The 20,944-nt window shown below is 45.3% G+C and carries 27 protein-coding genes and 1 other RNA gene; 21 read left to right on the forward strand and 7 right to left on the reverse strand.

Annotation, left to right across the window (positions count from 1 at the left end; translation table 11 throughout):
* Positions 1–17: 17 nt before the first annotated feature.
* The 3 genes from asnS (at position 18) to nth (ending at position 2,755) form a co-directional block, all read left to right on the forward strand.
* The gene (gene asnS, locus AB1K91_RS06115; RefSeq protein WP_413088897.1) at positions 18–1,310 is read left to right on the forward strand and encodes an asparagine--tRNA ligase; all 1,293 of its coding nucleotides are present in this window, start codon (positions 18–20) and stop codon (positions 1,308–1,310) included.
* A 69-nt stretch (positions 1,311–1,379) separates the two neighbouring features.
* Positions 1,380–2,084, forward strand: coding sequence for a DnaD domain protein (locus tag AB1K91_RS06120; RefSeq protein ID WP_413088898.1), 705 nt, complete (start codon positions 1,380–1,382; stop codon positions 2,082–2,084).
* Positions 2,085–2,101: 17 nt separating this feature from the next.
* Positions 2,102–2,755 carry an endonuclease III gene (gene nth, locus AB1K91_RS06125; RefSeq protein ID WP_413088899.1) on the forward strand — a complete coding sequence of 218 codons (654 nt, stop codon included), beginning with the start codon at positions 2,102–2,104 and terminating at the stop codon, positions 2,753–2,755.
* Between the two features lie 47 nt (positions 2,756–2,802).
* Here the strand turns inward: nth and AB1K91_RS06130 are convergent, their stop codons facing one another.
* Positions 2,803–5,430, reverse strand: a complete 2,628-nt coding sequence (locus tag AB1K91_RS06130; RefSeq protein ID WP_413088900.1) for a PBP1A family penicillin-binding protein — start codon at positions 5,428–5,430, stop codon at positions 2,803–2,805.
* Positions 5,430–6,038 carry a Holliday junction resolvase RecU gene (gene recU / locus AB1K91_RS06135; protein WP_413088901.1) on the reverse strand — a complete coding sequence of 203 codons (609 nt, stop codon included), beginning with the start codon at positions 6,036–6,038 and terminating at the stop codon, positions 5,430–5,432. Before recU ends, AB1K91_RS06130 begins: the two co-directional genes overlap by 1 nt.
* 92 nt (positions 6,039–6,130) lie before the next feature.
* On the opposite strand from recU, the gene AB1K91_RS06140 reads away from it, so the two are divergent.
* The gene (locus tag AB1K91_RS06140; RefSeq protein WP_413088902.1) at positions 6,131–7,093 is read left to right on the forward strand and encodes a DUF2515 family protein; all 963 of its coding nucleotides are present in this window, start codon (positions 6,131–6,133) and stop codon (positions 7,091–7,093) included.
* 17 nt (positions 7,094–7,110) lie between these two features.
* Here the strand turns inward: AB1K91_RS06140 and AB1K91_RS06145 are convergent, their stop codons facing one another.
* Positions 7,111–7,224 (reverse strand): spore protein, encoded by a 114-nt coding sequence (locus AB1K91_RS06145; RefSeq protein WP_413088903.1) that lies wholly within the window; start codon positions 7,222–7,224, stop codon positions 7,111–7,113.
* A gap of 134 nt (positions 7,225–7,358) precedes the next feature.
* On the opposite strand from AB1K91_RS06145, the gene AB1K91_RS06150 reads away from it, so the two are divergent.
* The 12 genes from AB1K91_RS06150 (at position 7,359) to AB1K91_RS06205 (ending at position 15,094) form a co-directional block, all read left to right on the forward strand.
* Positions 7,359–7,574: a hypothetical protein gene (locus AB1K91_RS06150; protein ID WP_413088904.1), complete on the forward strand. Its 216-nt coding sequence runs from the start codon at positions 7,359–7,361 to the stop codon at positions 7,572–7,574.
* A gap of 45 nt (positions 7,575–7,619) precedes the next feature.
* The gene (locus AB1K91_RS06155; protein WP_413088905.1) at positions 7,620–8,027 is read left to right on the forward strand and encodes a DUF1798 family protein; all 408 of its coding nucleotides are present in this window, start codon (positions 7,620–7,622) and stop codon (positions 8,025–8,027) included.
* A complete protein-coding gene (locus AB1K91_RS06160; protein ID WP_413088906.1) occupies positions 8,005–8,421 on the forward strand; it encodes a cytidine deaminase in 417 nt (138 codons plus the stop codon). The genes AB1K91_RS06155 and AB1K91_RS06160 overlap by 23 nt, the downstream gene beginning before the upstream one ends.
* A 275-nt stretch (positions 8,422–8,696) precedes the next feature.
* Positions 8,697–8,825 (forward strand): hypothetical protein, encoded by a 129-nt coding sequence (locus AB1K91_RS06165; protein ID WP_413088907.1) that lies wholly within the window; start codon positions 8,697–8,699, stop codon positions 8,823–8,825.
* 265 nt (positions 8,826–9,090) lie between these two features.
* On the forward strand, positions 9,091–9,264 hold the full coding sequence (locus tag AB1K91_RS06170) for a hypothetical protein (protein WP_413088908.1): 174 nt from the start codon (positions 9,091–9,093) through the stop codon (positions 9,262–9,264).
* 53 nt (positions 9,265–9,317) lie between these two features.
* Entirely contained in the window at positions 9,318–10,358 is a 1,041-nt protein-coding gene (fni, locus tag AB1K91_RS06175) for a type 2 isopentenyl-diphosphate Delta-isomerase (protein WP_413088909.1), read from the forward strand.
* An 80-nt stretch (positions 10,359–10,438) separates the two neighbouring features.
* Positions 10,439–10,843: a CotD family spore coat protein gene (locus tag AB1K91_RS06180; RefSeq protein WP_413088910.1), complete on the forward strand. Its 405-nt coding sequence runs from the start codon at positions 10,439–10,441 to the stop codon at positions 10,841–10,843.
* Positions 10,844–10,914: 71 nt separating this feature from the next.
* Positions 10,915–11,484 (forward strand): SLOG family protein, encoded by a 570-nt coding sequence (locus AB1K91_RS06185; protein WP_413088911.1) that lies wholly within the window; start codon positions 10,915–10,917, stop codon positions 11,482–11,484.
* A gap of 75 nt (positions 11,485–11,559) precedes the next feature.
* Positions 11,560–11,922 (forward strand): cell division regulator GpsB, encoded by a 363-nt coding sequence (gpsB, locus tag AB1K91_RS06190; protein ID WP_413088912.1) that lies wholly within the window; start codon positions 11,560–11,562, stop codon positions 11,920–11,922.
* A gap of 62 nt (positions 11,923–11,984) precedes the next feature.
* Positions 11,985–12,358, forward strand: an RNA gene (rnpB, locus tag AB1K91_RS06195) — RNase P RNA component class B.
* 94 nt (positions 12,359–12,452) lie between these two features.
* Entirely contained in the window at positions 12,453–13,586 is a 1,134-nt protein-coding gene (locus AB1K91_RS06200; RefSeq protein WP_413089073.1) for a THUMP domain-containing class I SAM-dependent RNA methyltransferase, read from the forward strand.
* 17 nt (positions 13,587–13,603) lie between these two features.
* Positions 13,604–15,094 (forward strand): carboxypeptidase M32, encoded by a 1,491-nt coding sequence (locus AB1K91_RS06205; RefSeq protein ID WP_413088913.1) that lies wholly within the window; start codon positions 13,604–13,606, stop codon positions 15,092–15,094.
* 38 nt (positions 15,095–15,132) lie between these two features.
* Here AB1K91_RS06205 and AB1K91_RS06210 read toward each other — a convergent pair whose 3' ends face one another.
* Entirely contained in the window at positions 15,133–15,663 is a 531-nt protein-coding gene (locus AB1K91_RS06210) for a hypothetical protein (RefSeq protein ID WP_413088914.1), read from the reverse strand.
* A gap of 190 nt (positions 15,664–15,853) precedes the next feature.
* Here AB1K91_RS06210 and AB1K91_RS06215 point away from each other — a divergent pair, with 190 nt between their 5' ends.
* Entirely contained in the window at positions 15,854–16,135 is a 282-nt protein-coding gene (locus tag AB1K91_RS06215) for a DUF6123 family protein (protein ID WP_093728395.1), read from the forward strand.
* Here AB1K91_RS06215 and AB1K91_RS06220 read toward each other — a convergent pair.
* The 3 genes from AB1K91_RS06220 to AB1K91_RS06230 all read right to left on the reverse strand — a co-directional run bounded on the left by AB1K91_RS06220 (position 16,129) and on the right by AB1K91_RS06230 (position 17,547).
* Positions 16,129–16,521, reverse strand: a complete 393-nt coding sequence (locus AB1K91_RS06220) for a ribonuclease HI family protein (protein ID WP_413088915.1) — start codon at positions 16,519–16,521, stop codon at positions 16,129–16,131. The genes AB1K91_RS06215 and AB1K91_RS06220 overlap by 7 nt on opposite strands.
* A gap of 12 nt (positions 16,522–16,533) precedes the next feature.
* The gene (locus AB1K91_RS06225) at positions 16,534–17,217 is read right to left on the reverse strand and encodes a queuosine precursor transporter (protein ID WP_413088916.1); all 684 of its coding nucleotides are present in this window, start codon (positions 17,215–17,217) and stop codon (positions 16,534–16,536) included.
* 129 nt (positions 17,218–17,346) lie between these two features.
* The gene (locus tag AB1K91_RS06230) at positions 17,347–17,547 is read right to left on the reverse strand and encodes a cold-shock protein (protein ID WP_093728398.1); all 201 of its coding nucleotides are present in this window, start codon (positions 17,545–17,547) and stop codon (positions 17,347–17,349) included.
* Between the two features lie 382 nt (positions 17,548–17,929).
* Here AB1K91_RS06230 and AB1K91_RS06235 point away from each other — a divergent pair, with 382 nt between their 5' ends.
* From AB1K91_RS06235 to AB1K91_RS06250, 4 genes are read left to right on the forward strand one after another with little or no spacing between them, the layout of a single operon-like run.
* Positions 17,930–18,781 (forward strand): DUF72 domain-containing protein, encoded by an 852-nt coding sequence (locus AB1K91_RS06235; protein WP_413088917.1) that lies wholly within the window; start codon positions 17,930–17,932, stop codon positions 18,779–18,781.
* A 15-nt stretch (positions 18,782–18,796) separates the two neighbouring features.
* Positions 18,797–19,411, forward strand: coding sequence for an HD domain-containing protein (locus AB1K91_RS06240; protein ID WP_413088918.1), 615 nt, complete (start codon positions 18,797–18,799; stop codon positions 19,409–19,411).
* Positions 19,412–19,426: 15 nt separating this feature from the next.
* A complete protein-coding gene (locus AB1K91_RS06245; RefSeq protein WP_413088919.1) occupies positions 19,427–20,383 on the forward strand; it encodes a thymidylate synthase in 957 nt (318 codons plus the stop codon).
* Between the two features lie 11 nt (positions 20,384–20,394).
* Positions 20,395–20,889, forward strand: a complete 495-nt coding sequence (locus AB1K91_RS06250; RefSeq protein WP_413088920.1) for a dihydrofolate reductase — start codon at positions 20,395–20,397, stop codon at positions 20,887–20,889.
* Positions 20,890–20,944 lie beyond the last annotated feature (55 nt).

A 20,944-nucleotide genomic window follows, 5' to 3' on the forward strand; every position in this document is an offset into this window, starting at 1 on the left:
ACAATGGAGGGTTCTTTTTGAAGACAACGATCGCTAAGCTTAGTGAACATGTAGGAGAAGAAGTAACAATCGGGGCTTGGCTCCGCAATAAACGATCCAGCGGGAAGATTGCATTCCTGCAGCTGCGTGACGGAACAGGTTTCGTTCAAGGCGTCGTCGTTAAAAGTGACGTTACAGAGGAAGTTTTCCAAGCAGCGAAAAATATGACGCAGGAAACATCTCTTTATGTTACAGGAAAAGTAGTGGAGGACAGCCGTTCATCCTTTGGATATGAAATCCAAGTCAGCAATGTGGAAGTAATCCACGCTGCAACAGATTATCCGATCACACCAAAAGAGCATGGAACTGAATTCCTTATGGATAACCGCCACCTGTGGCTCCGTTCCCAAAAACAGCATGCGGTGATGAAAATCCGCAATGAAATCATCCGTGCTACTTATGAATATTTCCATGAAAATGGCTATACGAAAATCGATCCGCCTATCCTGACAGGTTCTTCCGCAGAAGGCACAACGGAATTGTTCCATACAAAATACTTCGATGAAGAAGCATATCTTTCCCAAAGCGGACAGCTTTATATGGAAGCAGCTGCAATGGCATTCAATAAAGTGTTCTCCTTCGGTCCGACATTCCGGGCAGAAAAGTCTAAAACAAGACGCCATTTGATCGAGTTCTGGATGATCGAGCCGGAGATGGCATTCGTCGAACATGAGGAAAGCTTGGAAATCCAGGAGAATTACATCAGCCATCTTGTCGCTTCTGTACTGAAGAACTGCAAACTGGACCTTGAAATCCTTGGACGTGATACAGAAAAATTGGCTAAAGTTACAGCGCCATTCCCTCGTATCACATATGATGAAGCAATTGAATTGCTGAAAGAAAAAGGCTTCGATGATATCGAGTGGGGAGAAGATTTCGGGGCTCCACATGAAACTGCTATTGCAGAAAGCTTCGATAAACCGGTATTCATCACGAATTATCCAGCGGCAATCAAAGCGTTCTACATGAAGCCAGATCCAAATCGGGAAGAAGTAGTATTATGCGCTGACTTGATTGCACCGGAAGGCTACGGAGAGATCATTGGCGGTTCCCAGCGTATCGATGATCTTGAACTGATGGAAAAACGCTATGAGGAGCATAATCTGACTGGCGATGCATACAACTGGTACTTGGAATTGCGCAAATACGGCAGTGTGCCGCACTCAGGTTTTGGACTGGGCCTTGAACGGACAGTTGCTTGGCTATCCGGCGTGGAGCACGTGCGTGAAACGATTCCATTCCCACGTCTATTGAACCGCCTATATCCATAATATATAGTTTAACTGACGATCCCTTGTCCTATGACGAGGGATTGTCCTATTAAAGGAAGGTGACCCCAGATGAATGACAATTTAAACTACCAAAGAATGCTGGGAAATCCATTTTCCTTTCCCGGTATCTTGATGGATCGTTACGCTGCTCTCGGATTGAACGAGACGGAAATGATGATCATTTTGCATATTTGCTTTTTTCAGCAGCAAGGCATCATGTTTCCGACTACAGATGAATTGGCAGCGAAAGTGACGCTGACTGAAAGGGAAGTTGCTCTTGTTTTGCGTAAGCTCGTCCAGCGGAATATGCTGCAGATTGAAGATGTGCAGGAAGAAAACGTACGAAGTCAAGCTTACAGTCTAAATGGATTATGGCAATTAGTATTTGCGGAAACCGTTTATCCAGAACCTGAAAAGAGTACGACCAAAGAAGAAGAGGCCGCCATATTCATACTCTTTGAGCAGGAATTCGGCCGGCCATTATCGCCTTTTGAAATCGAAACGGTCACCCTATGGCTGGATGAGGATATGCAGCCGCCATCGCTGATCAAGGCAGCCTTACGAGAAGCGGTGCTGATGAGTAAACTGAATTTCCGCTATATCGATCGTATTCTGCGGGAATGGAAACGCAAAGGCATCCGATCAGTGGAACAGGCTCGCAAACAGAGCAAAGCATTTCATGAAAACCAGCGGCCTGCTGCTGCTGTGCAAGCAGACCAACAAGCACCAGCCCGCGATGTGAGTATTTACTACAACTGGCTGGAAGAGGATTGAGGAGGAAAAGCTGACCAATGCTGAACAAAACACAGATACGACGGGCACTGGATGTCATGCGGGATATGTTCCCGGAAGCGGCCTGTGAGCTGGTGCATAAAAATCCATTTGAGCTTGTCATCGCCGTACTGCTTTCAGCGCAATGTACCGATAACCTTGTCAATAAAGTAACAAAGGAATTATTCCAAAAATATAAGACTCCAGAAGATTATTTGGCTGTTTCCCTCGAGGAACTGCAGCATGACATCCGTTCCATCGGTCTTTATCGCAATAAAGCTAAAAATATCCAAAAGCTATGTCAGACATTGATCGATCACTATGATGGAATCGTACCTGACACACGTGACGAACTGGTCAAGCTTGCTGGAGTAGGGCGCAAGACAGCCAATGTGGTAGCTTCTGTCGCATTCCATGAACCGGCTATCGCCGTGGACACCCACGTTGAACGAGTCTCCAAGCGGCTTGGATTTTGCCGATGGAAAGATAATGTCACCGAAGTGGAAAACACATTGATGAAAAAGGTACCGCGTGATGAGTGGAGCGATACACATCATCGGATGATCTTTTTCGGCCGCTATCATTGCAAAGCAAGAAATCCGAACTGCCTTGCATGCCCGTTGAACGACATTTGCCGGGAAGGAAAAAAGCGGCTCAAAGCAGAAGCAAACTAAAAAGACAGTCACTCCAATTTGAAGTGACTGTCTTTTTTATTGTTTCATCATTGTTGATTCTCTGTATTGCCAGAGCTTGCGCCTGTATCAGCGTTTTGGCCGGAGCCATCTCCCTGATCACCTTGATCAGTTTCGCCTTCCGAGCTGCCTGGATCCTCATTTTGACCAGCATCTTCATTTCCATTGCCGTTACCATTTTCACTGCCATTACCGTTGTTATTGCCATTGTCGGTATTTTGGTCACTGTTTTCATCGGTGTTTTGGTCTTGATTCTGGTCTTCATTTTGATCCTGGTTCTGCTCGTCCTCATTTTGCTGTTCGTCTTCGTTCTGATCCTGTTGGTCCTCAGCGTTCTCATCCGGATTTTCTTCTTCTTCCGCATTCTCATCTTCACCAGGAACAGTGACAGAAGTCGTTTTCGCCTCACTAGTCTCCCCATCAACAGAAGCCGTAACCGATATGTTGTAGGTTTGTCCAGCTTCGACGTTCTCAATCACAGCCGAAGTATCCGAAGTCGTCTGGGATCCGCTTGGATCAGCACTTACACTGAAATCAGCATCGCCGTCATAATTCCAGCTGATGTTGATGCTATTGCTTGCTTCATCATAGCTTGCAGATAGTCCGGTTACCGGATCGATTTCCTCTTCTTCATATCTTTCCGATGTAGCACCAGGCAGATGGCCTTTCAGGAATAACTCCGTCAAGATCTCGGAAGAGGGGGTTCCACTGCTTGGAGAAGCAGCGGGGCGAGAGCCTTTTTCAACTTTCGCCTCCACTACGCTACTGGGTTTTTTAAAACTTTCCGTATCTTTGCCTTGATGGACTTCGGTCATGATTTGTTTGAACAGCTGCTTGGCAACATTTGTGCCAATGACACCATTACCATCTTGTATTACCTTATTACCTTTGTCGTAACCAGTCCAGATGGATAGGGTGTAATTAGTCGTCAGGCCATTCATCCAAGAATCAGGACTTCCTTGTTGATCTTTAAGATTCGTTGTACCAGTCTTACCGGCAATATCTAATCCGGCTACATTGGCTAAAGTTCCAGTACCTTCTGTCATAACAGAACGCATCATATCGGTAACCATGTAAGCAGTAGAATCGCTCATTGCAGCTTCAGAATCTGGTTTCATATCTAGCGTACTTCCATCGCTGAATTCAATTTTCGTAATGGCATATGGTTCTGTATAAATTCCCTCATTACCGAATGCAGCATAAGCACCAGCCATATCAATGGTATGGAACTGTGCTGCGCCACCTATACTATCTCCAGTCTTGATACCATCTTCAAATTCCAGACCCAAGCCATTTGCAAATTGTTCTGCGTTCTCTGCACCAACAGCTTGGAATGTCTTGATTGCTGGAATATTATACGATTTTGCCAAGGCAGTTCTTGCGCTCATCCAGCCATGGAACCGGTCATCATAGTTGCCAGGAGACCAGTCTCCAATTGTAATAGGCTCATCATTGATTTGTTCGTACGTAGATGTATATATGCCGTTCTCAAATGCGGGGGCGTAATCCAAAATAGGCTTCATACTTGACCCCGGCTGACGTCCGTCACCTTGAATAGCATAATTAAATCCACCAAGTTCGTTGTTTCGATTACCTCCGATGGCACGTATTGCGCCGCTCTTCGTATCAAGCAACGTAATTCCAGCCTGCAGTTCTTCATCCGGCCACACTATGCTACTATCTTCACTCAATGCATTCTCCACAGTCTCCTGCGCATCCGGATCCAAAGTAGTATAAATCTTCATACCATCAAGGTTCAGATCCGTATCCTCGAAGCGCTCACTAAGTTCCTTCTGTACTTGATCAAGGAAAGCGCCGTATTTGTTCTGCTGAGGCTGCTTCTCGGTAAGCAAATCTTCTACTTTCGTCTTTTTCGCTTCGTCTGCTTCTGCCTGTGTAATCTTTTCATGCTGCACCATCAAATCAAGCACTGTATTCATGCGTTCCTGAGCCAAATCAGGATTTTCAAATGGGTTGTACGCGGTAGGGCGCTGCGGCAATCCAGCTAGCAAAGCGGCTTCCGGAAGGGTAAGATCGTTTAAATCTTCCTTGCCGAAGTAGGTGTCTGCCGCAGTAGCAACTCCATATGCATATTGACCGTAGAATACTTTGTTCAAATACATCTCCAGAATTTCTTCCTTCGAATATTTACGGTCAAGCTGGAAGGCAAGCCACCATTCCTGCATTTTTCGTTTTATGGTTTTCTCTGGTGATAGGAAGGAGCGTTTGATGACCTGCTGGTCGATCGTACTACCGCCTTCTGCACCGAAACCATTCTTAAAGTTCGAAAGCAATGCTCCTCCGGTACGGATGATATCAATTCCGTTATGTTCGAAGAAGCGGGAATCTTCCGTTGCTGTGACAGCATCGATCAGCTGCTGCGGCAGCTCATCATAGGTCACTTTTCTTCTGCTTTCCGATCCCAGTTCCGCAAATTCGTCACCATTCATGTCATAGACGATGTTCGAAGCAGGATCGGCTAATTTCTCTTCATCCAGTTTTGGTGCTGTAGCTGCGTAATAACCAAATACTGCACCACCAGCCACAACGCATAATACACCAATTAACACAATCGTAAGTAAAATTTTCTTCCAAATAGGTCTTTTTTTCTTTTTCTGTTTTCTTCTTGATGCACGAGATTGGCCCTTTTCTGCCATTACTCCTCTTCCTCCGTTCTAAAATGAAGCTGGTCGATGATGTGCAAGTAATCGACCTTTGCCTGATACTTCATCGGAATCAGAAATCCTTCCTTACAGATGATATCATAAGGTATGGATTTTCTTCCTCCATCATATTGACGTTTCCACCACGGAAAAAGTTTCTCAGCTTCGAAAAAAAATGTTTGATCATGTGCGGTGAAGCGCATGATTACGAAGCAGATGCCCCCCTGGCTGCATACATGCTCCATGTGGGCAATCTGGTGATCATGGAAATTGGAGAGAGGGAAACTGGTCTTGTTTTTCGTGACCTTTGCTTCAAAATCCACATATTTTCCACGATAGATGCCATTATAATCCGTAGTGGATGCTTGTTTGAAATACGCTTCCTTTATGACCGCTGCACTTCGTTTTGGATAATCGACTTGGACAATCTGTACAGGGGTTGGTTTTTTGTGAATGACGGCTTTTTGCCTGGCAAGGTAATACTCGTTTGTTTCGTTGATATCTTCCTCTAGAGTCATCCCCCTGTTACCAAAGTCAATATGCTGCGAAAGCCTTGATGCAGCAGTCTGTCTGATGATCTTTTTCCCATTAGGATACTGCACGTTTTCTCCCCCCACTATAGGAATGATCATACCATAATCCTTAGAATACTTCACTCTGCGCCTGTAACTCAACTAATAAAAGGGGCAATTCGATGACATTTACCGACATAGCGGAGCTGCTTGCTTCCATCGAAGAGAAAACAGCCTCTGCAAATTTAGATAATATCCGAAGAACGATGGCTTATCAAGCTTTTTATGAAAGGAATCCCGAGATACGCTGGGCATTTTTGGCATCCATGGTTTCCAGGAATGCTGGTTGGAATATGACCGATCTGCAGTTGGATATGTTTAGATGCTTACTATCAGCCCGAATCAGAAAACAACTTTTCTCTCTTTACGAACGTGCCAATTGGCTGATCTTCTCCGATGCCTATCCGCAACTGCTGCTTTATGAGGCTCATAAGCAAGGGAAAATCGATATGACTTGTCACTTGCGTCATTTTCATGTATCCGCCTTTATGAAAGAAGCATGGCAGCTGTATCTGGATGAAAATGATGGCCAGCGTTTGCTTTACAGTCTTATTGTCAATGAACAGCATGTCATCGGATCGCCTGTCATCATCCAGCCTTTTTACCAAAAGCATATCTTCAGGCGATGGCCGTATCAATTGCAGGATTTGTTTCGTTTGAATGCAGTGTTTTTCCCTACGTTGGATGGGAAATTATATGGGTTATATGCACATCATTTTACGAGTGTCGATGATCGGATACGGATGGGCAAGGAGTTGAGTCAGCTGCTCTTTCATGACCAGCTTCACCAGGCATTCGTCCAGTTCGCCCGGAAAACGCCTCATACGGCATCTCGAAATGATTATGAACGTTATGGGAGTTTTAGAACAGTGGGCAGCAGTCCCTTGCGTCAATGCTATCCGGTCATTTCACACCAAGATAGTATTCGTATGGACTGGTACAGGAATGGGGGCATCAAACAAAATTGGCTAAAAGCTCCCGTAGATAAAGCATTCCGGCCGACCGGTTCCATATTTTATTGGAAGCGAAAAATGATGGCTTTAGCTGCGGTCTTCTTTAAGAAAAAAAGCAAAGCGGTCCAGTGATCGCTTTGCTTTTTTCATTATGTGGAAGGACGATTTGGTCCATCAAGCTTCTTATCATATCCGTCGCCGGCAGTACGGGCTGTCGGGCGTTTCTGGTCGGTCGATGTCTTCTTTTCCTGCTTTTTCATCATTCACCCTCCTTTACTGTTAGGATGGGCGAAAGAGCTCTGAATCATGCGGATGCCCACGTATTTTTTGTTGTTTTGTCAGCTGTGCAGGAGAAGTCTTCTCTTACCAGAAACTTATAGGAAAAGGGGGCAAACGGATGAACAAGCAAAACGGTGTGACAAAAGAGGAATTACAGCTGGCCTTGTTCCAGCTGACAGGCACTTATCGGAGATTGGATCAAAGGCTCACCGTACAGGCGAACCGTTCCAGGATGTCATGGAAGCAGCCATTGATTGAAAGGGTGCTTCAAGTCGAGTCCCAACTGGATAGAAAGCAGGATAAATGGAGTCAAGAGCATGGTAAATTAGCCTGACTGCTTGTATAATGGAACAACACGATAAGCAGAGAAGGGGTTGCATTGACGACATTAAGCATTTATAACAAGCAGTTATCCGAATTGCTGGCCCGTCTGAAAGAGCGTTTCCTGACGCACGAGCCGCCTAGTGATAAACACGATAGAGCTTTCTTCGAGCTGGTGAAAGCCGAAACCGGACCAATGTATGAGCTTTTGCAAAAATGGCATCAGACGGCAGCTGATTTTGTCCAGCAGCGCGATGTCAGTGTACATCCGCAGCAGGTCCAATCAACGGAAGAGAATGTCCATTTGATCATCCTGCATAGCTATTACATAGACATCCGGTCCGAGCGATATATGGATTACCATCAATCGATCGGATACGTCATCCACTTGCTTGATGAAGATTTGGACCGATTGAATGGAAACGACAGAGAGGAAGAGGAACATGACGAAAGAGGAATTGATTGAATTAGCCAAAACAGCAAGAGAGCGAGCATATATACCATATTCTAAATTCGGTGTGGGGGCAGCTGTCCTGACAAAGTCAGGCATTGTCTATCAAGGCTGTAATATCGAGAATGCGGCTTACCCCGTGACATGCTGTGCCGAAAGAACTGCTATTTTCCAAGCTATTGCAAATGGAGAGCGGGAATTCTCAGGAATCGCCGTCGTAGCGAATACAGAGCGGCCGGTACCTCCATGTGGTTCGTGCAGGCAGGTTATGGCTGAGTTCTTCCCGCACGATGCAGTTATTCATATAGCAAACATGAACGGCGTTTCAAAAACAGTTACAATGGAAGAGTTGCTTCCATTCTCGTTCCAGCCGGAAGATTTGTACTCAGACGAAAAAGCAGCCCAATAACATTTGTCCTAAAAGACCTAAAGCACGTGCTTTAGGTCTTTTATCGTTATAATTTTTGTGCTTCTGAATATGTTTATTTTTTCATCATTCTATGGAAATCTGCGATAACCAGATCGCCCTCGCGGATGCTTCTGCTTCTTGTACATTTTTCTTTATCCAATTGCTGCTTAATTTCTTACGCTGGATGAAGTTCGGATTCATGTAAGCGGAAGGGATATGAATGGAGAGGCAGGATATATTGATGAAACGTGTCATCAACATCGGAGGAAGGTTGGGTGGCTGACTGTCAGCATCAACAGCTGCATGCTTGGGTCATAGGCTCGAAAAATACAAACAGTCTGGCGGAAAACGCCAGCAAGTTGTTTGGCGGTTCGTATCCAAACAAACACGGATATGGCGTGTAAACGCACTAGCCAAGGTTGAGTCATAGGAGTTACGACTACCAAATGGGACTATGCTTGTGATACGCTTATCGGAAAAGGAGCCGTCCTTGCCATGCTTTACGATGCTCATGCTGTCGATAAGCACTATGCGTAGCTCATCCTATTTTTTCCCGTCGATTATAAAAAAGGAATTCACTTTGATTATTGAGGAAAAGCTTTATATGAAAGAGCCGGCACTTTATATTTGTTTTTCGGTTGCAGATGATGCGGGACTCGCGCCTGCAAGGTGAAGAGCTTTTACAAGGAACAGCAGCTTCAGCAACTTGAAGATAGCGGACTTCCTGATTTGCCTGATTCGATAGTTTACCAGGATAAGGATACATATATTGACGTCTTTGGTATGCGGTGGATTCGATTTCATCCAAGCGGCGGTACGCCGGTTGTGAACTCAAGCGGGTAATTGTCAGCCCAAGCAATCATACAGGATAGCTCCAGGAGCCAGGGGGAAACAGAATGACAGAAAGATCCATACATAACCGTAAGGATGAACATATACATATTACACTGAATGAACAGGTGCAAGGGAAAGGTATTTCGACGGGTTTTGAGTATTACCGATTCGAACATCAGGCTCTCCCCGAAATCAGCTTTGCATCCATCGATACTTCGACTGCGTTTCTTGATAAACGGGTGAAAGTCCCTTTTCTGATCAGCAGCATGACCGGGGGTACAACACGTGCCCATGAAATCAACCGTAATTTAGCAGGCGCGGCTGAACAAAAGGGGTGGGCATTAGGGCTTGGTTCCAGCCGGGTAGCGCTGGAGAATAAAACCGCAGCTGCAAGCTTTCAGCTGCGGGAACAAGCACCGACCATCCCGATTTTTGCAAATATCGGTGCGGTGCAGCTGAATTATGGTTACGGAGCAGAAGAATGCAGTGAAATCGTGCGTTTGACAGGCGCAGATGCCATCGTCTTGCATCTTAACAGCATGCAGGAAATTTTTCAGGATGAAGGAGATACCGATTTCAGCGGACTTTTGATAAAGATTGCAAAAGTGGCAGATAAATTGAATGTACCTATCGGGGTGAAAGAGGTAGGTTTCGGAATTGCACCGGATACTTGCAGTCAGCTAATCGAAGCTGGTGTGCAATTCATCGATACTGCCGGGGCTGGCGGCACTTCTTGGATCGAGGTGGAAAAATACCGTTCGCAGGATACGATAAAGCAAAGAGCTGCATCAGCATTCCTTGACTGGGGAATTCCGACAGCCAGAAGTATCGAGCAGCTAAGCGGGTTGCCAAAGCCCCCTGACTGTTTGATTGCAAGCGGAGGGATCACCAATGGCGTGGATGCTGCCAAAGCGATTGCTTTAGGCGCTGATATGGCAGGATACGGCCGCTCGATACTCCCTGAGGCAGTAAATTCAGCAGAAGCACTGCTTGAGCGTTTCGAGCAGCTCGAACTTGAGCTTCGGATCAGCATGTTCGGCATTGGAGCAATGAACTTGGAGGCATTAAAAAATACGGACAGGTTAATCAGGCAAAACGCCTGAAATTTAGGTTGTTGTCATAGTACATGTTCTGTCGCCCTCTCATATGTTATAGGGAATCCAATACAGAAAGGGGAAAGAACATGCGAAAAAGACATTGTTGTCCTAAGATTCAGCCGCAACACACTGTCCACTGCGGTACGAAGACACTTGTCGATCCCGTTATGAATAATGTACAACACACATATTCCGAAGAGGTAATAGAGCATATACACCCTGTCCACACTACAGTCGTGAACCATCATAAGGTAAAGAATGTCCATGCGTATCCGCATACGACTTCTTTTGCGAATGAGCAATCAGTAGAGGAAACTCATCTCAGCCCGACTCATAACTCTCCGCCTCGCCCGAATCCATGCAATAACTGCGGACCGATGATGCCAATGCCACAGCACATGCCGCAGCAAGTAAGCCCGGAAATGTATCAGCCACAGCAGCAGCCTCAAATGGCACCAAAACCAAAACCGAATCAGAAAAAGTGGTATTGATGGAGCTGGCTTATGCCAGCTCTTTTATGTTTAGATAGAAACAGTAAAAGGAAAAGGAGAGCATCTCCCGGATGAAGAATTTATACATTACAGGATACAAGCACTATGAAATGGGAATCTTTAAAATGAGTGATCCGCGTGTGCATTATATCAAGCAAACCATACGGGACAAGCTGATCGGTTTGATCGAAGCAGGACTACAATGGGTGCTCTTATCCGGTCAGACAGGCGTGGAACTGTGGGCAGCCCAGATCGTACTCGATTTGAAGGAGGAAGGATATGACATCCAGCTTGCTGTCATACCGCCTTTTGATAATCAGGATGCACGATGGTCAGAGGAACTGCAGGAAGACTACCAGGAAGTGATCATGCTTGCTGATTTCCATCAGCCCATATATGAAGGGGATTATAAAGGACCTTACCAATTCAAAGCACGCGACAAATGGATGCTGTCGAAAACCGAGGCGGCACTCGTCATGTATGACGAGAACCAGACCGGCAGTATCGACTTCTTCCTTAAAGAAGCTCGGAGCTATCAAGAAGCCCATAATTATGAGCTTTACTATATAACCGCCCTGGATTTACAGGACACCGTCGAACGGGAACAAATGAACGATCCATCCTATTGGGACCAGACTTGAGAAGAAAATTGACAATCCTGCTTGATTTTGAAAGAATGTACTTATATACAATCGTATAAATGAGGTGACTTGTGTATGGCATTGGCAAATATCCAACTGACACAAAAAGATATCTTTGAAAAGAATTTTAAAACCGGTATGCGCGGTTATAATCAAGATGAAGTCGACGAATACCTGGATAAGATCATCCAAGATTATGAAACATTCCAAAAAGAAATCGATCGTCTGAAAAGCGAAAACGAACGACTCAGACAGCAGCTCTCAAACGACAGCAGACCACAATCGAGATCAGCGCAGCAGCCAAAGGAACAAGCAGCACCGGCTGCACCAGTGCGAGAGGCACAGACAAACCATCAGGTGAATTATGATATCCTGAAACGTCTTTCCAATTTGGAAAAGGCTGTTTTCGGTAAAAAATTCGCCGAGAATGATGTTTGATGCCGAACCGTCTTGACTATTGACGTCGAACCGCGTACAATAGGTTAGCAACTTAAAAATGAATGTTTGAGTAATCGCTGCAGCAATGCAGAGGAAAGTCCATGCTCACACAGGCTGAGATGCTTGTAGTGTTCGTGCTTGGCGAATTCATAAGCCAAGGTAGCAGCAATGCTAACGGCAGGCAGAACGCCTAAGTCTTCGGATATGGCCGACATGTCTTGAAAGTGCCACAGTGACGTAGTCAGCTTGGAAACTTGCTGAGTGGAACGAGGTAAACCCCGCGAGTGAGCAACCCAAATGTTGGTAGGGGCACCCTTGATTATGGGAATTCAACCTAAAAAGGGACAGGCAATGCGCTTGTAGATAGATGATTACTGCCGTTGTACGAGGCTGACCACCGCTCGCAGTGCATCGGTACAGAACATGGCTTACAGAACATTCATTTGGTCCACTGTATACAACAAACAGCCCTTTCTAACTGGTTACAGCTAGAGAGGGCTTTTTAATACATAAAAGCGAGGTTTTACATGATGAACAGGCAAGTGACCCTGATTGCCACTGCTGCGATGGGACTGGAAGCAGTCGTTGCCCGCGAAGTGAAGCAGCTGGGCTATGAAGAAGTGCAAGTTGATAATGGAAGGGTAGTTTTCCAGGCGGATCCGTCCGCCATTGCGCGCTGCAATCTATGGCTGCGGACAGCCGATCGTATCAAAGTACTCGTCGGTGAATTCAAGGCGACGACTTTTGATGAGCTTTTTGAACAGACGAAGGCATTGCCATGGGAAACGTACATACAGGAAAACGGGGAATTCCCGGTTATCGGAAAAAGTGTCAAATCGACGCTTTATAGTGTCCCCGATTGTCAGCGTATCGTCAAGAAGGCTGTCGTTGAGCGGCTGAAACAAAAGCATGGTATTGCTTCCTGGCTGGAAGAGTCAGGTCCAAGACACCGTATCGAAGTGGCTATCTTGAAGGATACGGTAAGTCTGACATTGGATACAAGCGGTACAGGCTTGCATAAGCGCGGCTATCGTGTCGGGCAAGGCGAAGCGCCGATCAAAGAAACCCTGGCAGCTGCTATGGTGCTTTTGACGAATTGGCGTCCGGAATTCCCGCTGCATGATCCGTTCTGCGGAAGCGGCACGATTGCCATCGAAGCTGCACTGATCGGTCAGAATATCGCACCTGGATTTAACCGCGAATTTGATGCCGAGAACTGGCATTGGGTAAAATCCGACCTTTGGGAAAAGGCACTGGAAGAAGCCGAGGATCTAGCCGATTATGATCAAGAACTCGAGATTTCCGGCTCGGATATCGACCATAAAATGGTCGATATCGCAAAAGCAAATAGTATTGAGGCGGGTCTTGGCGAATTGGTCAACTGGAGACAGATGCAGGTGGCAGATTGGAATCCAAAGCAGGATAATGGCTATATGATAACGAATCCGCCATATGGGGAAAGATTGGGAGATCGCCCTGAAGTGGAAAAGGCCTACAAAGAGCTAGGTTCCATCATGAAGGACAATCCTTCTTGGAGCGGTTATATTTTAACTTCCCATGAAGGTTTCGAAACATTCTATGGCAAGCAGGCAACGAAGAAACGCAAGCTTTTCAATGGTTTTATCAAAACCGATTATTATCAGTATTTCGGTAAACATATCTGAAAAAGGGAGCCGATAGTATGTCAGATGCAACACAGCAATATTGGGACTTGATCAAGGAACAAAAAGCGTATGAAGAAGCAATCGCCCTCATGCATTGGGACTTGCGGACGAAAGCACCGAAAGCCGGTATGGAATATCGGGCTGAAGCCATCAGCTATTTATCACAGCAGTCGCATCGTCTATCCACATCTGACAAACTGAAAGAACTGATTGACGAACTGAAGCCAATCGCCAAGGACGAAATTCTGATCAAATCACTGGCTGAGAGTGAAAAAGAATACAACCGCAACAAGAAAATCCCTGAAGCGGAATTTAAAGCATATGTTATGCTTCAATCCAAAGCCGAATCCGTTTGGGGAGAAGCAAGGGAGAAAGATGATTTCAGTTTGCTCCAGCCGTATTTGGAGGAACTGGTCGCCTATAAGAAGAAATTCGCTTCCTATTGGGATGCCGATCAGCATCCTTATGACGTGCTGCTGGACTTGTATGAGCCAGGTGTGACGATGCAGACACTTGACGAAGTGTTCCCGACTTTGCGAAAATCATTGACGAATTTGCTTGAACGAATCAAGCAGTCCGAAGTAAAACCGGATGTGAGCGTCCTCCAGACACATTTCTCGAAGGACCAGCAGAAGGCTTTCACCATTTCCGTCCTGAAGAAAATGGGCTATGCTTTTGAAGCAGGAAGACTGGATGATACGATCCATCCGTTTGAGATTACCCTGAATCCCAAAGATGTCCGCATCACGACACGTTATGATGAGGAAGACTTCCGAATGGCTGTCTTCGGTACAATCCATGAAGGCGGACATGCACTTTATGAACAGAATATAGCGGAAAAGCTAGCTGCAACCCCTTTGGCAAGTGGAACAAGCATGGGGATCCATGAATCACAGTCGTTATTCTGGGAGAACTTCGTTGCCCGCAGCGAGTCATTCTGGAAAGGGCACTTCGAAGAATTCAAGACGTATGCACCTGCTTCCTTGCAGGAAATCGATTTTGATACGTTCTATCAAGCAGTAAATGAAGTGAAAGCATCCTTCATCCGAATCGAGGCTGACGAATTGACGTATGCTTTGCATATCATGATTCGTTATGAATTGGAGAAGGCTTTATTCAAGGAAGAGATTACGGTTGCCGAGCTGCCGGCAATCTGGAACAAAAAAATGGAGGAATACCTCGGCATCGTTCCGGAAAATGATTCACAAGGCGTGCTGCAGGACATTCACTGGTCCGGTGGTGATTTTGGCTATTTCCCTTCCTACGCTTTAGGTTATATGTATGCGGCACAATTCCATGCGAAGATGCAGGAAACCTTGGATACAGACCGTCTGATTGAACAAGGAGAATTTGCGCCGATCAAGCAGTGGCTGACAGAACAAATCCATCAATACGGGAAAATGAAGAAACCTTTGGAACTGCTGCAGGATGTGACTGGTGAAGGATTGAATGCCGATCATCTAGTATCCTATCTGACTGAGAAATACAGCAAAATCTATCAGCTATAAAAAAACGATGCAGAGTCCATCTCTGCATCGTTTTTCCTTTAGCTCAGAGCTGTGGCCATGTTTGGTACTTGCAAGCCAGCATCTTCATAGATAACCTCTAGATCGGACTGGAAAGCATCGAATTGCTTCTGAGCTGCATCGAAGTTCGGCTCTGTTTCAGAAGCGTCTATTGCTTTTGTCACTTCCTCGAAATAAGCTTTTAAAGAATCCAAAGATTTCGTGAATGCTTCTTTTTGCTCATCCGGAAGATTGCTTTCCAGTTTGTAATCAGCAAGTTTTGCCGCACCTTCATCCGCTGCTTTCTTAGCTGCTTCGGCAGATGTCTTGATAACATCGTCCGTGGAAGCTTCATCGGCCAGAGCAGTCTGATACGCTGCAATCGGTGCGTAATTAGCACTTAAATCAGCTGTAAAATCCATTTGTGTACTAAGAAGTTCTTTTTTGACATCGGTCGTTTCTGTTTTTTCTGAACCGCTATCAGCTTTACTTTGTGAGTCAGCACTTGAACAACCTGTTGCGAATATGGCTACGATAGCCGTTAACGCAAGCAAGAACATGAGCTTTTTCACGCTAACATCCCCTTTCTGATTGGCTTCATTAGTTTAATGCTAATTTTTTGAATTGTAAATACTTAGTAGAAATGTTCCAAGAATGGGAAGAATCTGATAAATTAAAGGAAATAGAATTTTCATGATTCTGTTGAAACCGGAAACAACAATGCTATAATTATAAGCGGATTCTGATAAAGGAGTTTTGCAGTTGAAGAAACAAAGCTTAGCATATTTTCTGGATGATTTATGGGCGAAAGGGTTTAAACTGACAGATGAAGATGTACAATTCATCTATTTCGGAAAAAATTATGCGAATGCGCCCGATTGGAAAGTAGTGGTTGCCCTCCAGGTCACACTTCGGTTCCAGCATGCATTTGATGGCAGTTTCTACCTTAGTGTATTGGACTTGATCGGTGAAGATGGGGTGCAGACAAAAAAACAAGCAGAAGATCTGCTTGCGAAAAAAGGGTTCCAGCTTCAATATCATTGATTCTGGCGGATTGCTTCCCTGGCAAGCTGATCTGCTGCTTTGTTTTGTTTTTCCGGTATCCATTTGATGAAGAAATAAGGAAACACTCGGCTCAACTCCATTATTTGTTCTAATAATGGCTGGAATTCTTTGTTCTTTGTATATTCCTTATCGATTGCCTGCACGGCAGCCTGGGAATCCGAACGTAAGGAGATGATGGCTTCGGGGTGATCTTCGCGACAGATTTCCAAAGCTTTGATGATGGCCCAGAATTCAGCTTGGTGATTCGTCATTGTCCCAAGCTGTATGCTGTATGTCTTGCGCACTCCTTCTTTTATGACCACGATCCCTGCTCCGCTTACCCCTGGATTACCGCTGGTAGCACCATCGGTATATACCTCGATCAATCCGTATCCCTCCTAGTCGTCGATATTTCTGTACATTCTTTTTGCTCCGTAAAGGAACGGCGTGGAGATGATGCTGACCACGAATTTCAGCACATATGTCGAAATGAAGATTTCCATCCATACTGAGCCTTCATAAGTCCCGGCGAAAGCAATTGTACAGAAGACGAGCGTATCAAGCAGCTGACTGAGCATCGTGCTGACATTATTTCGCACCCAAAGGAATTTATCATCCGGAAGTACACGTTTGACAAGCGCGTACAGCCAGACATCGACATATTGACTGATGGCAAATGCAATCAAGCTTCCAAGTGCCACTCGGGGAATAAAACCGAATATCGTACTGAGCGATGACTGGGCAAAGTCACTTGGTGCCGGATCGAACAATAGGACGAACTGCATGATCACAGTCATCATGATCAAGGTAGCAAAGCCGAGACCAACAGCTTTCCTGGCAATTTTCTTACCATAATTTTCGTTCAATATATCCGAAGCCAAGAAGATGGTACCATATATGATGTTACCCATTGTTGCTGTCAATCCGAACAGCTCGATTGTCTTTGTTACCTGTATATTTGCCAGCACTGTTGCCATGCCGACCCATACGAACAGTCCGAGGCGTCCGAATAGCCGATACATGACCAAAAGCAGGACGAAGTTTATAATGGAAAAAGCAATCCAAAGTAAATCATTATGCAATGCTGCTCCTCCTAGTGTAAATTACTTAGACAATGGAAAAGTATACGCGCTTTTCCAGGAGTATGCAACATATGGAAGGATTCTGATACAGAAAAGCGGCAATCCCGAGGATTGCCGCTTGCGCTTATATTATAGTTTTACCACGTTAGCTGCTTGAGGTCCTCTTTCTCCTTCGATTACTTCAAAGGATACTTCCTGACCTTCTTCAAGATTCTTGAAGCCTTCTTCCTGGATGGCGGAGTAATGTACAAACACATCGTTACCGTCCTCTACTTGAATGAATCCGTAACCTTTTTCAGCGTTGAACCATTTTACAATTCCGTTTGGCATATTCCTTATCCTCCTAAAAGACGTTTCACAGAAAACGCATGAGATAATACAAAAAAGACGTGCATGAATTGAAAAAGGCAGTCTGCTAGAAGGGCGGAATTACTTTAGCTCCTCTAACAAGCTGCCGACGTTCGTATTCCGCTCATCTTGTTTGCTTGTCACAAATATAGCTTATTTTGAAAAATGCGTCAAGTGGGGAAAAAGAAGGATTTGTTGGGAAAGTAATCGCTTTCGGAAGGAATTGAAAGAGTCTGTCATTCCTTCTATCTTGTCAATTTGCGACATGTTTAGTTTTTTATATCAAGGAATGGTCTTCATTGAAGGGTTGATAGGATTCCATTACAATATAGTTAATCGTATTTTGTCGGAAGGAGGCAGACGATTGACCATTCAAATAGGCGTGACCGGATGGGGTGATCACGACAAACTTTATCCAGATGCGAAAGCGAGACAGCAGAAACTAAAGACATATGCGACGCATTTTGAAGTGGTGGAAGTGGATGCTTCCTTTTACGCCATTCAACCAATCAGCAATTATATGAAATGGGTCCAAGAGACTCCCGAACATTTTTCATTCATCATTAAAGCGCATCAGGATATGACAGGCCAAAGCCGCCGGAAAATGACACGATCCGAAGCAGCTTCCTTGTTCGAACAATTCTTAACATCGATTCAGCCTGTTGTCGAGGCTGGCAAGCTGGCTGCAATCTTATTTCAGTTTCCTCCTTGGTTCCAAGTGGAGAAGACGAGCATCGATCGGCTGCGTTATATACGTGAGCTGACAAAAGGATTACCGGTAGCGATAGAATTCCGCCATCAGTCTTGGTATGCAGAGGAATACCGGGAAAGGACGCTCAGCTTGCTGCGTGAGCTGCAATTCATACATACAGTTTGCGATGAACCGCAAGCAGGAAGCGGCTCTGTCCCTGTTGTCCCAGTGACGACATATGATCAGTTGACACTTGTCCGATTCCATGGCCGCAATGTTCATGGGTGGAATCAAAATGGGCGTGAGGATTGGCGCAAAGTACGCTTTCTTTACCGATACAATCAGACAGAACTCATGGAATGGCGGGAGCTGGCACTTGCGTTGGAGCAATCCAGCACACGTGTCATTCTGTTATTCAACAATAATTCCGGCGGTGATGCCAGTGACAATGCCAAGGAGATGATGCAGCTCCTCGGACAAAAGCTGCCGGATCCTCCGCCGGAACAACTGAATCTATTTGATTAGGAAGGGCGATGAACGATGGAACAGACGAAACAACTGGAAGAGATGGAGCGTTATGTCTACACCATCTTCCGCAAAGATGCGACAGGGCATGATTTCTATCATATGAAACGGGTAGCCAAGATGGGGAGGAAGATCGCTTTTGCAGAAGGTGCAGACCCATTCCTGACAGAAGCAATCGGTTGGATGCATGATATCGGGGATCATAAGCTATTTGATGAGCCGGCGGATGCGGTGGCCGAGGCTCAAGGTTTCCTGCGCCGTATCGGATTGGAAGAAGACGTCATTCAAGAAATATTCCTGGCTTGCCGGAATATTTCCTTCAGTAAAGGACGCATTCCGGATTCATTGGAAGGAAAAATCATCCAGGATGCGGATCGTTTGGATGCAATCGGTGCCATTGGAATTGCCCGTACGTTCGCTTTCGGCGGAGCAGCCAGCCGTCTCATCCACTGGCCAAATGACCCCAAGCATTCGAGCGTCCAGCATTTTTATGATAAACTATTGAAATTGAAAGAAACACTGCATACGAAAACAGCTGTACATATGGCTGCATCCAGGCATGCCTTCATGCAGGACTTCCTGGATCAGTTCTTTGCGGAATGGGATATGCCGTGTGATGATATACGATAAAGGAATGATATATTTATGAAGACTTCTGAACAAGCCTATCTGGATTTATGCAGATATGTTTTGGAAAACGGCACGAAGAAAGAAGACCGTACAGGTACGGGCACAGTCTCTGTTTTTGGCTATCAGATGCGTTTTGATCTTCAGCAAGGCTTTCCATTGCTGACAACGAAACGTGTCCCATTCCGGCTGATTGCAAGCGAACTGCTCTGGTTCCTAAAGGGAGATACGAATATCCGATATTTGTTGGAGCATAACAATAACATTTGGAATGAATGGGCTTTTAAAAACTGGGTGGAAAGTGATGCGTATGGCGGACCGGATATGACCGACTTTGGACGTCGATCCTTGCAGGATGAGGATTTTCGTGTCGTATATGAAACACAGATGGAAAAATTCAAGCAGCTGATCCTTGCCGATGATGCATTCAGCGAACGTTTCGGCCATCTTGGTGATGTTTATGGCAAGCAGTGGCGGAACTGGAAGACGACAAAAGGTGAAAGCATCGATCAATTGCAAGACGTAATTGAAACGATCAAGAAAAATCCGGATTCCAGAAGATTGATGGTTTCCGCCTGGAACCCGGAGGATGTCCCGACGATGGCACTTCCGCCATGCCATACGATGTTCCAGTTCTATGTGGCTGACAACAAGCTTTCTTGCCAGCTGTATCAACGCAGCGGAGATATCTTCCTCGGCATCCCATTCAATATAGCCAGCTACAGTTTGCTTACACATCTGATTGCCAAGGAATGCGGATTGGAAGTCGGGGAATTCATCCATACGATCGGTGATGCTCACTTGTATTCGAATCATCTTGAACAAGTGGAAATGCAGCTAAGCCGAACACCGAAAGCATTGCCATCTTTGGAAATCAAAGAAAGCTTCCGCTCGGTTTTTGATGCATCGATGGATGATTTGGAAATCATCGGATACGAACCGCATCCGGCAATAAAGGCACCTGTTGCCGTTTAAGGAGGATCAGTATGATTTCACTATTATTCGCAATGGATCAAAACCGTGGTATCGGATATGAAAATGACATGCCATGGCATCTTCCGCGTGACTTGCGATTTTTCAAAGAGAAGACGACCAACCAAATCATCGTAATGGGCAGAAAGACACTCGACTCGATGAACGGAGCATTGCCGAATCGGGACAACGTCGTCCTTACACGGGATAAAGCGTTTAAAGCAAAAGATGTCACTGTCTTGCATAGCGTGGAGGAAGTGAAGGAATTAGCGGACAAGCATTCTGAACAAGAAATCTTCATTATCGGCGGAAGTGAGATATTTTCGCAGACATTGAATATCGCTGATCGTATTTATATGACGTATATAGAAGAAACCTTCCCTGCAGATCGTTTTTTCCCCGACTTCCCTTTGGAAGAATGGCAGGAAACAAAACGGGAAAAAGGTATGAAGGATGAAAAGAATCCTTACGATTACTACTTCATCCAATATGATCGGGTGAAAAACTGAATGCTGTATGTATTCTTGCCTCCGGCTTGCTTTTTCCTGCTGATCGTATTGACAA

This window comes from Terribacillus jepli (genome assembly GCF_047228925.1).
Classification (GTDB): Bacteria; Bacillota; Bacilli; order Bacillales; family Amphibacillaceae; genus Terribacillus.

Bases quoted from the DNA above. Each gene is read 5' to 3' on its own strand.
- nth (WP_413088899.1), top strand. From the start codon at position 2,102: ATGCTGAACAAAACACAGATACGACGGGCACTGGATGTCATGCGGGAT.
- AB1K91_RS06230 (WP_093728398.1), bottom strand. From the start codon at position 17,547: ATGCCAAACGGAATTGTAAAATGGTTCAACGCTGAAAAAGGTTACGGA.
- fni (WP_413088909.1), top strand. From the start codon at position 9,318: ATGACAGAAAGATCCATACATAACCGTAAGGATGAACATATACATATT.
- gpsB (WP_413088912.1), top strand. From the start codon at position 11,560: ATGGCATTGGCAAATATCCAACTGACACAAAAAGATATCTTTGAAAAG.
- AB1K91_RS06240 (WP_413088918.1), top strand. From the start codon at position 18,797: ATGGAACAGACGAAACAACTGGAAGAGATGGAGCGTTATGTCTACACC.
- AB1K91_RS06245 (WP_413088919.1), top strand. From the start codon at position 19,427: ATGAAGACTTCTGAACAAGCCTATCTGGATTTATGCAGATATGTTTTG.
- AB1K91_RS06185 (WP_413088911.1), top strand. From the start codon at position 10,915: ATGAAGAATTTATACATTACAGGATACAAGCACTATGAAATGGGAATC.
- AB1K91_RS06180 (WP_413088910.1), top strand. From the start codon at position 10,439: ATGCGAAAAAGACATTGTTGTCCTAAGATTCAGCCGCAACACACTGTC.
- AB1K91_RS06140 (WP_413088902.1), top strand. From the start codon at position 6,131: ATGACATTTACCGACATAGCGGAGCTGCTTGCTTCCATCGAAGAGAAA.
- AB1K91_RS06205 (WP_413088913.1), top strand. From the start codon at position 13,604: ATGTCAGATGCAACACAGCAATATTGGGACTTGATCAAGGAACAAAAA.
- AB1K91_RS06200 (WP_413089073.1), top strand. From the start codon at position 12,453: ATGAACAGGCAAGTGACCCTGATTGCCACTGCTGCGATGGGACTGGAA.
- AB1K91_RS06145 (WP_413088903.1), bottom strand. From the start codon at position 7,224: ATGATGAAAAAGCAGGAAAAGAAGACATCGACCGACCAGAAACGCCCG.
- AB1K91_RS06150 (WP_413088904.1), top strand. From the start codon at position 7,359: ATGAACAAGCAAAACGGTGTGACAAAAGAGGAATTACAGCTGGCCTTG.
- AB1K91_RS06130 (WP_413088900.1), bottom strand. From the start codon at position 5,430: ATGGCAGAAAAGGGCCAATCTCGTGCATCAAGAAGAAAACAGAAAAAG.
- AB1K91_RS06160 (WP_413088906.1), top strand. From the start codon at position 8,005: ATGACGAAAGAGGAATTGATTGAATTAGCCAAAACAGCAAGAGAGCGA.
- AB1K91_RS06120 (WP_413088898.1), top strand. From the start codon at position 1,380: ATGAATGACAATTTAAACTACCAAAGAATGCTGGGAAATCCATTTTCC.
- AB1K91_RS06250 (WP_413088920.1), top strand. From the start codon at position 20,395: ATGATTTCACTATTATTCGCAATGGATCAAAACCGTGGTATCGGATAT.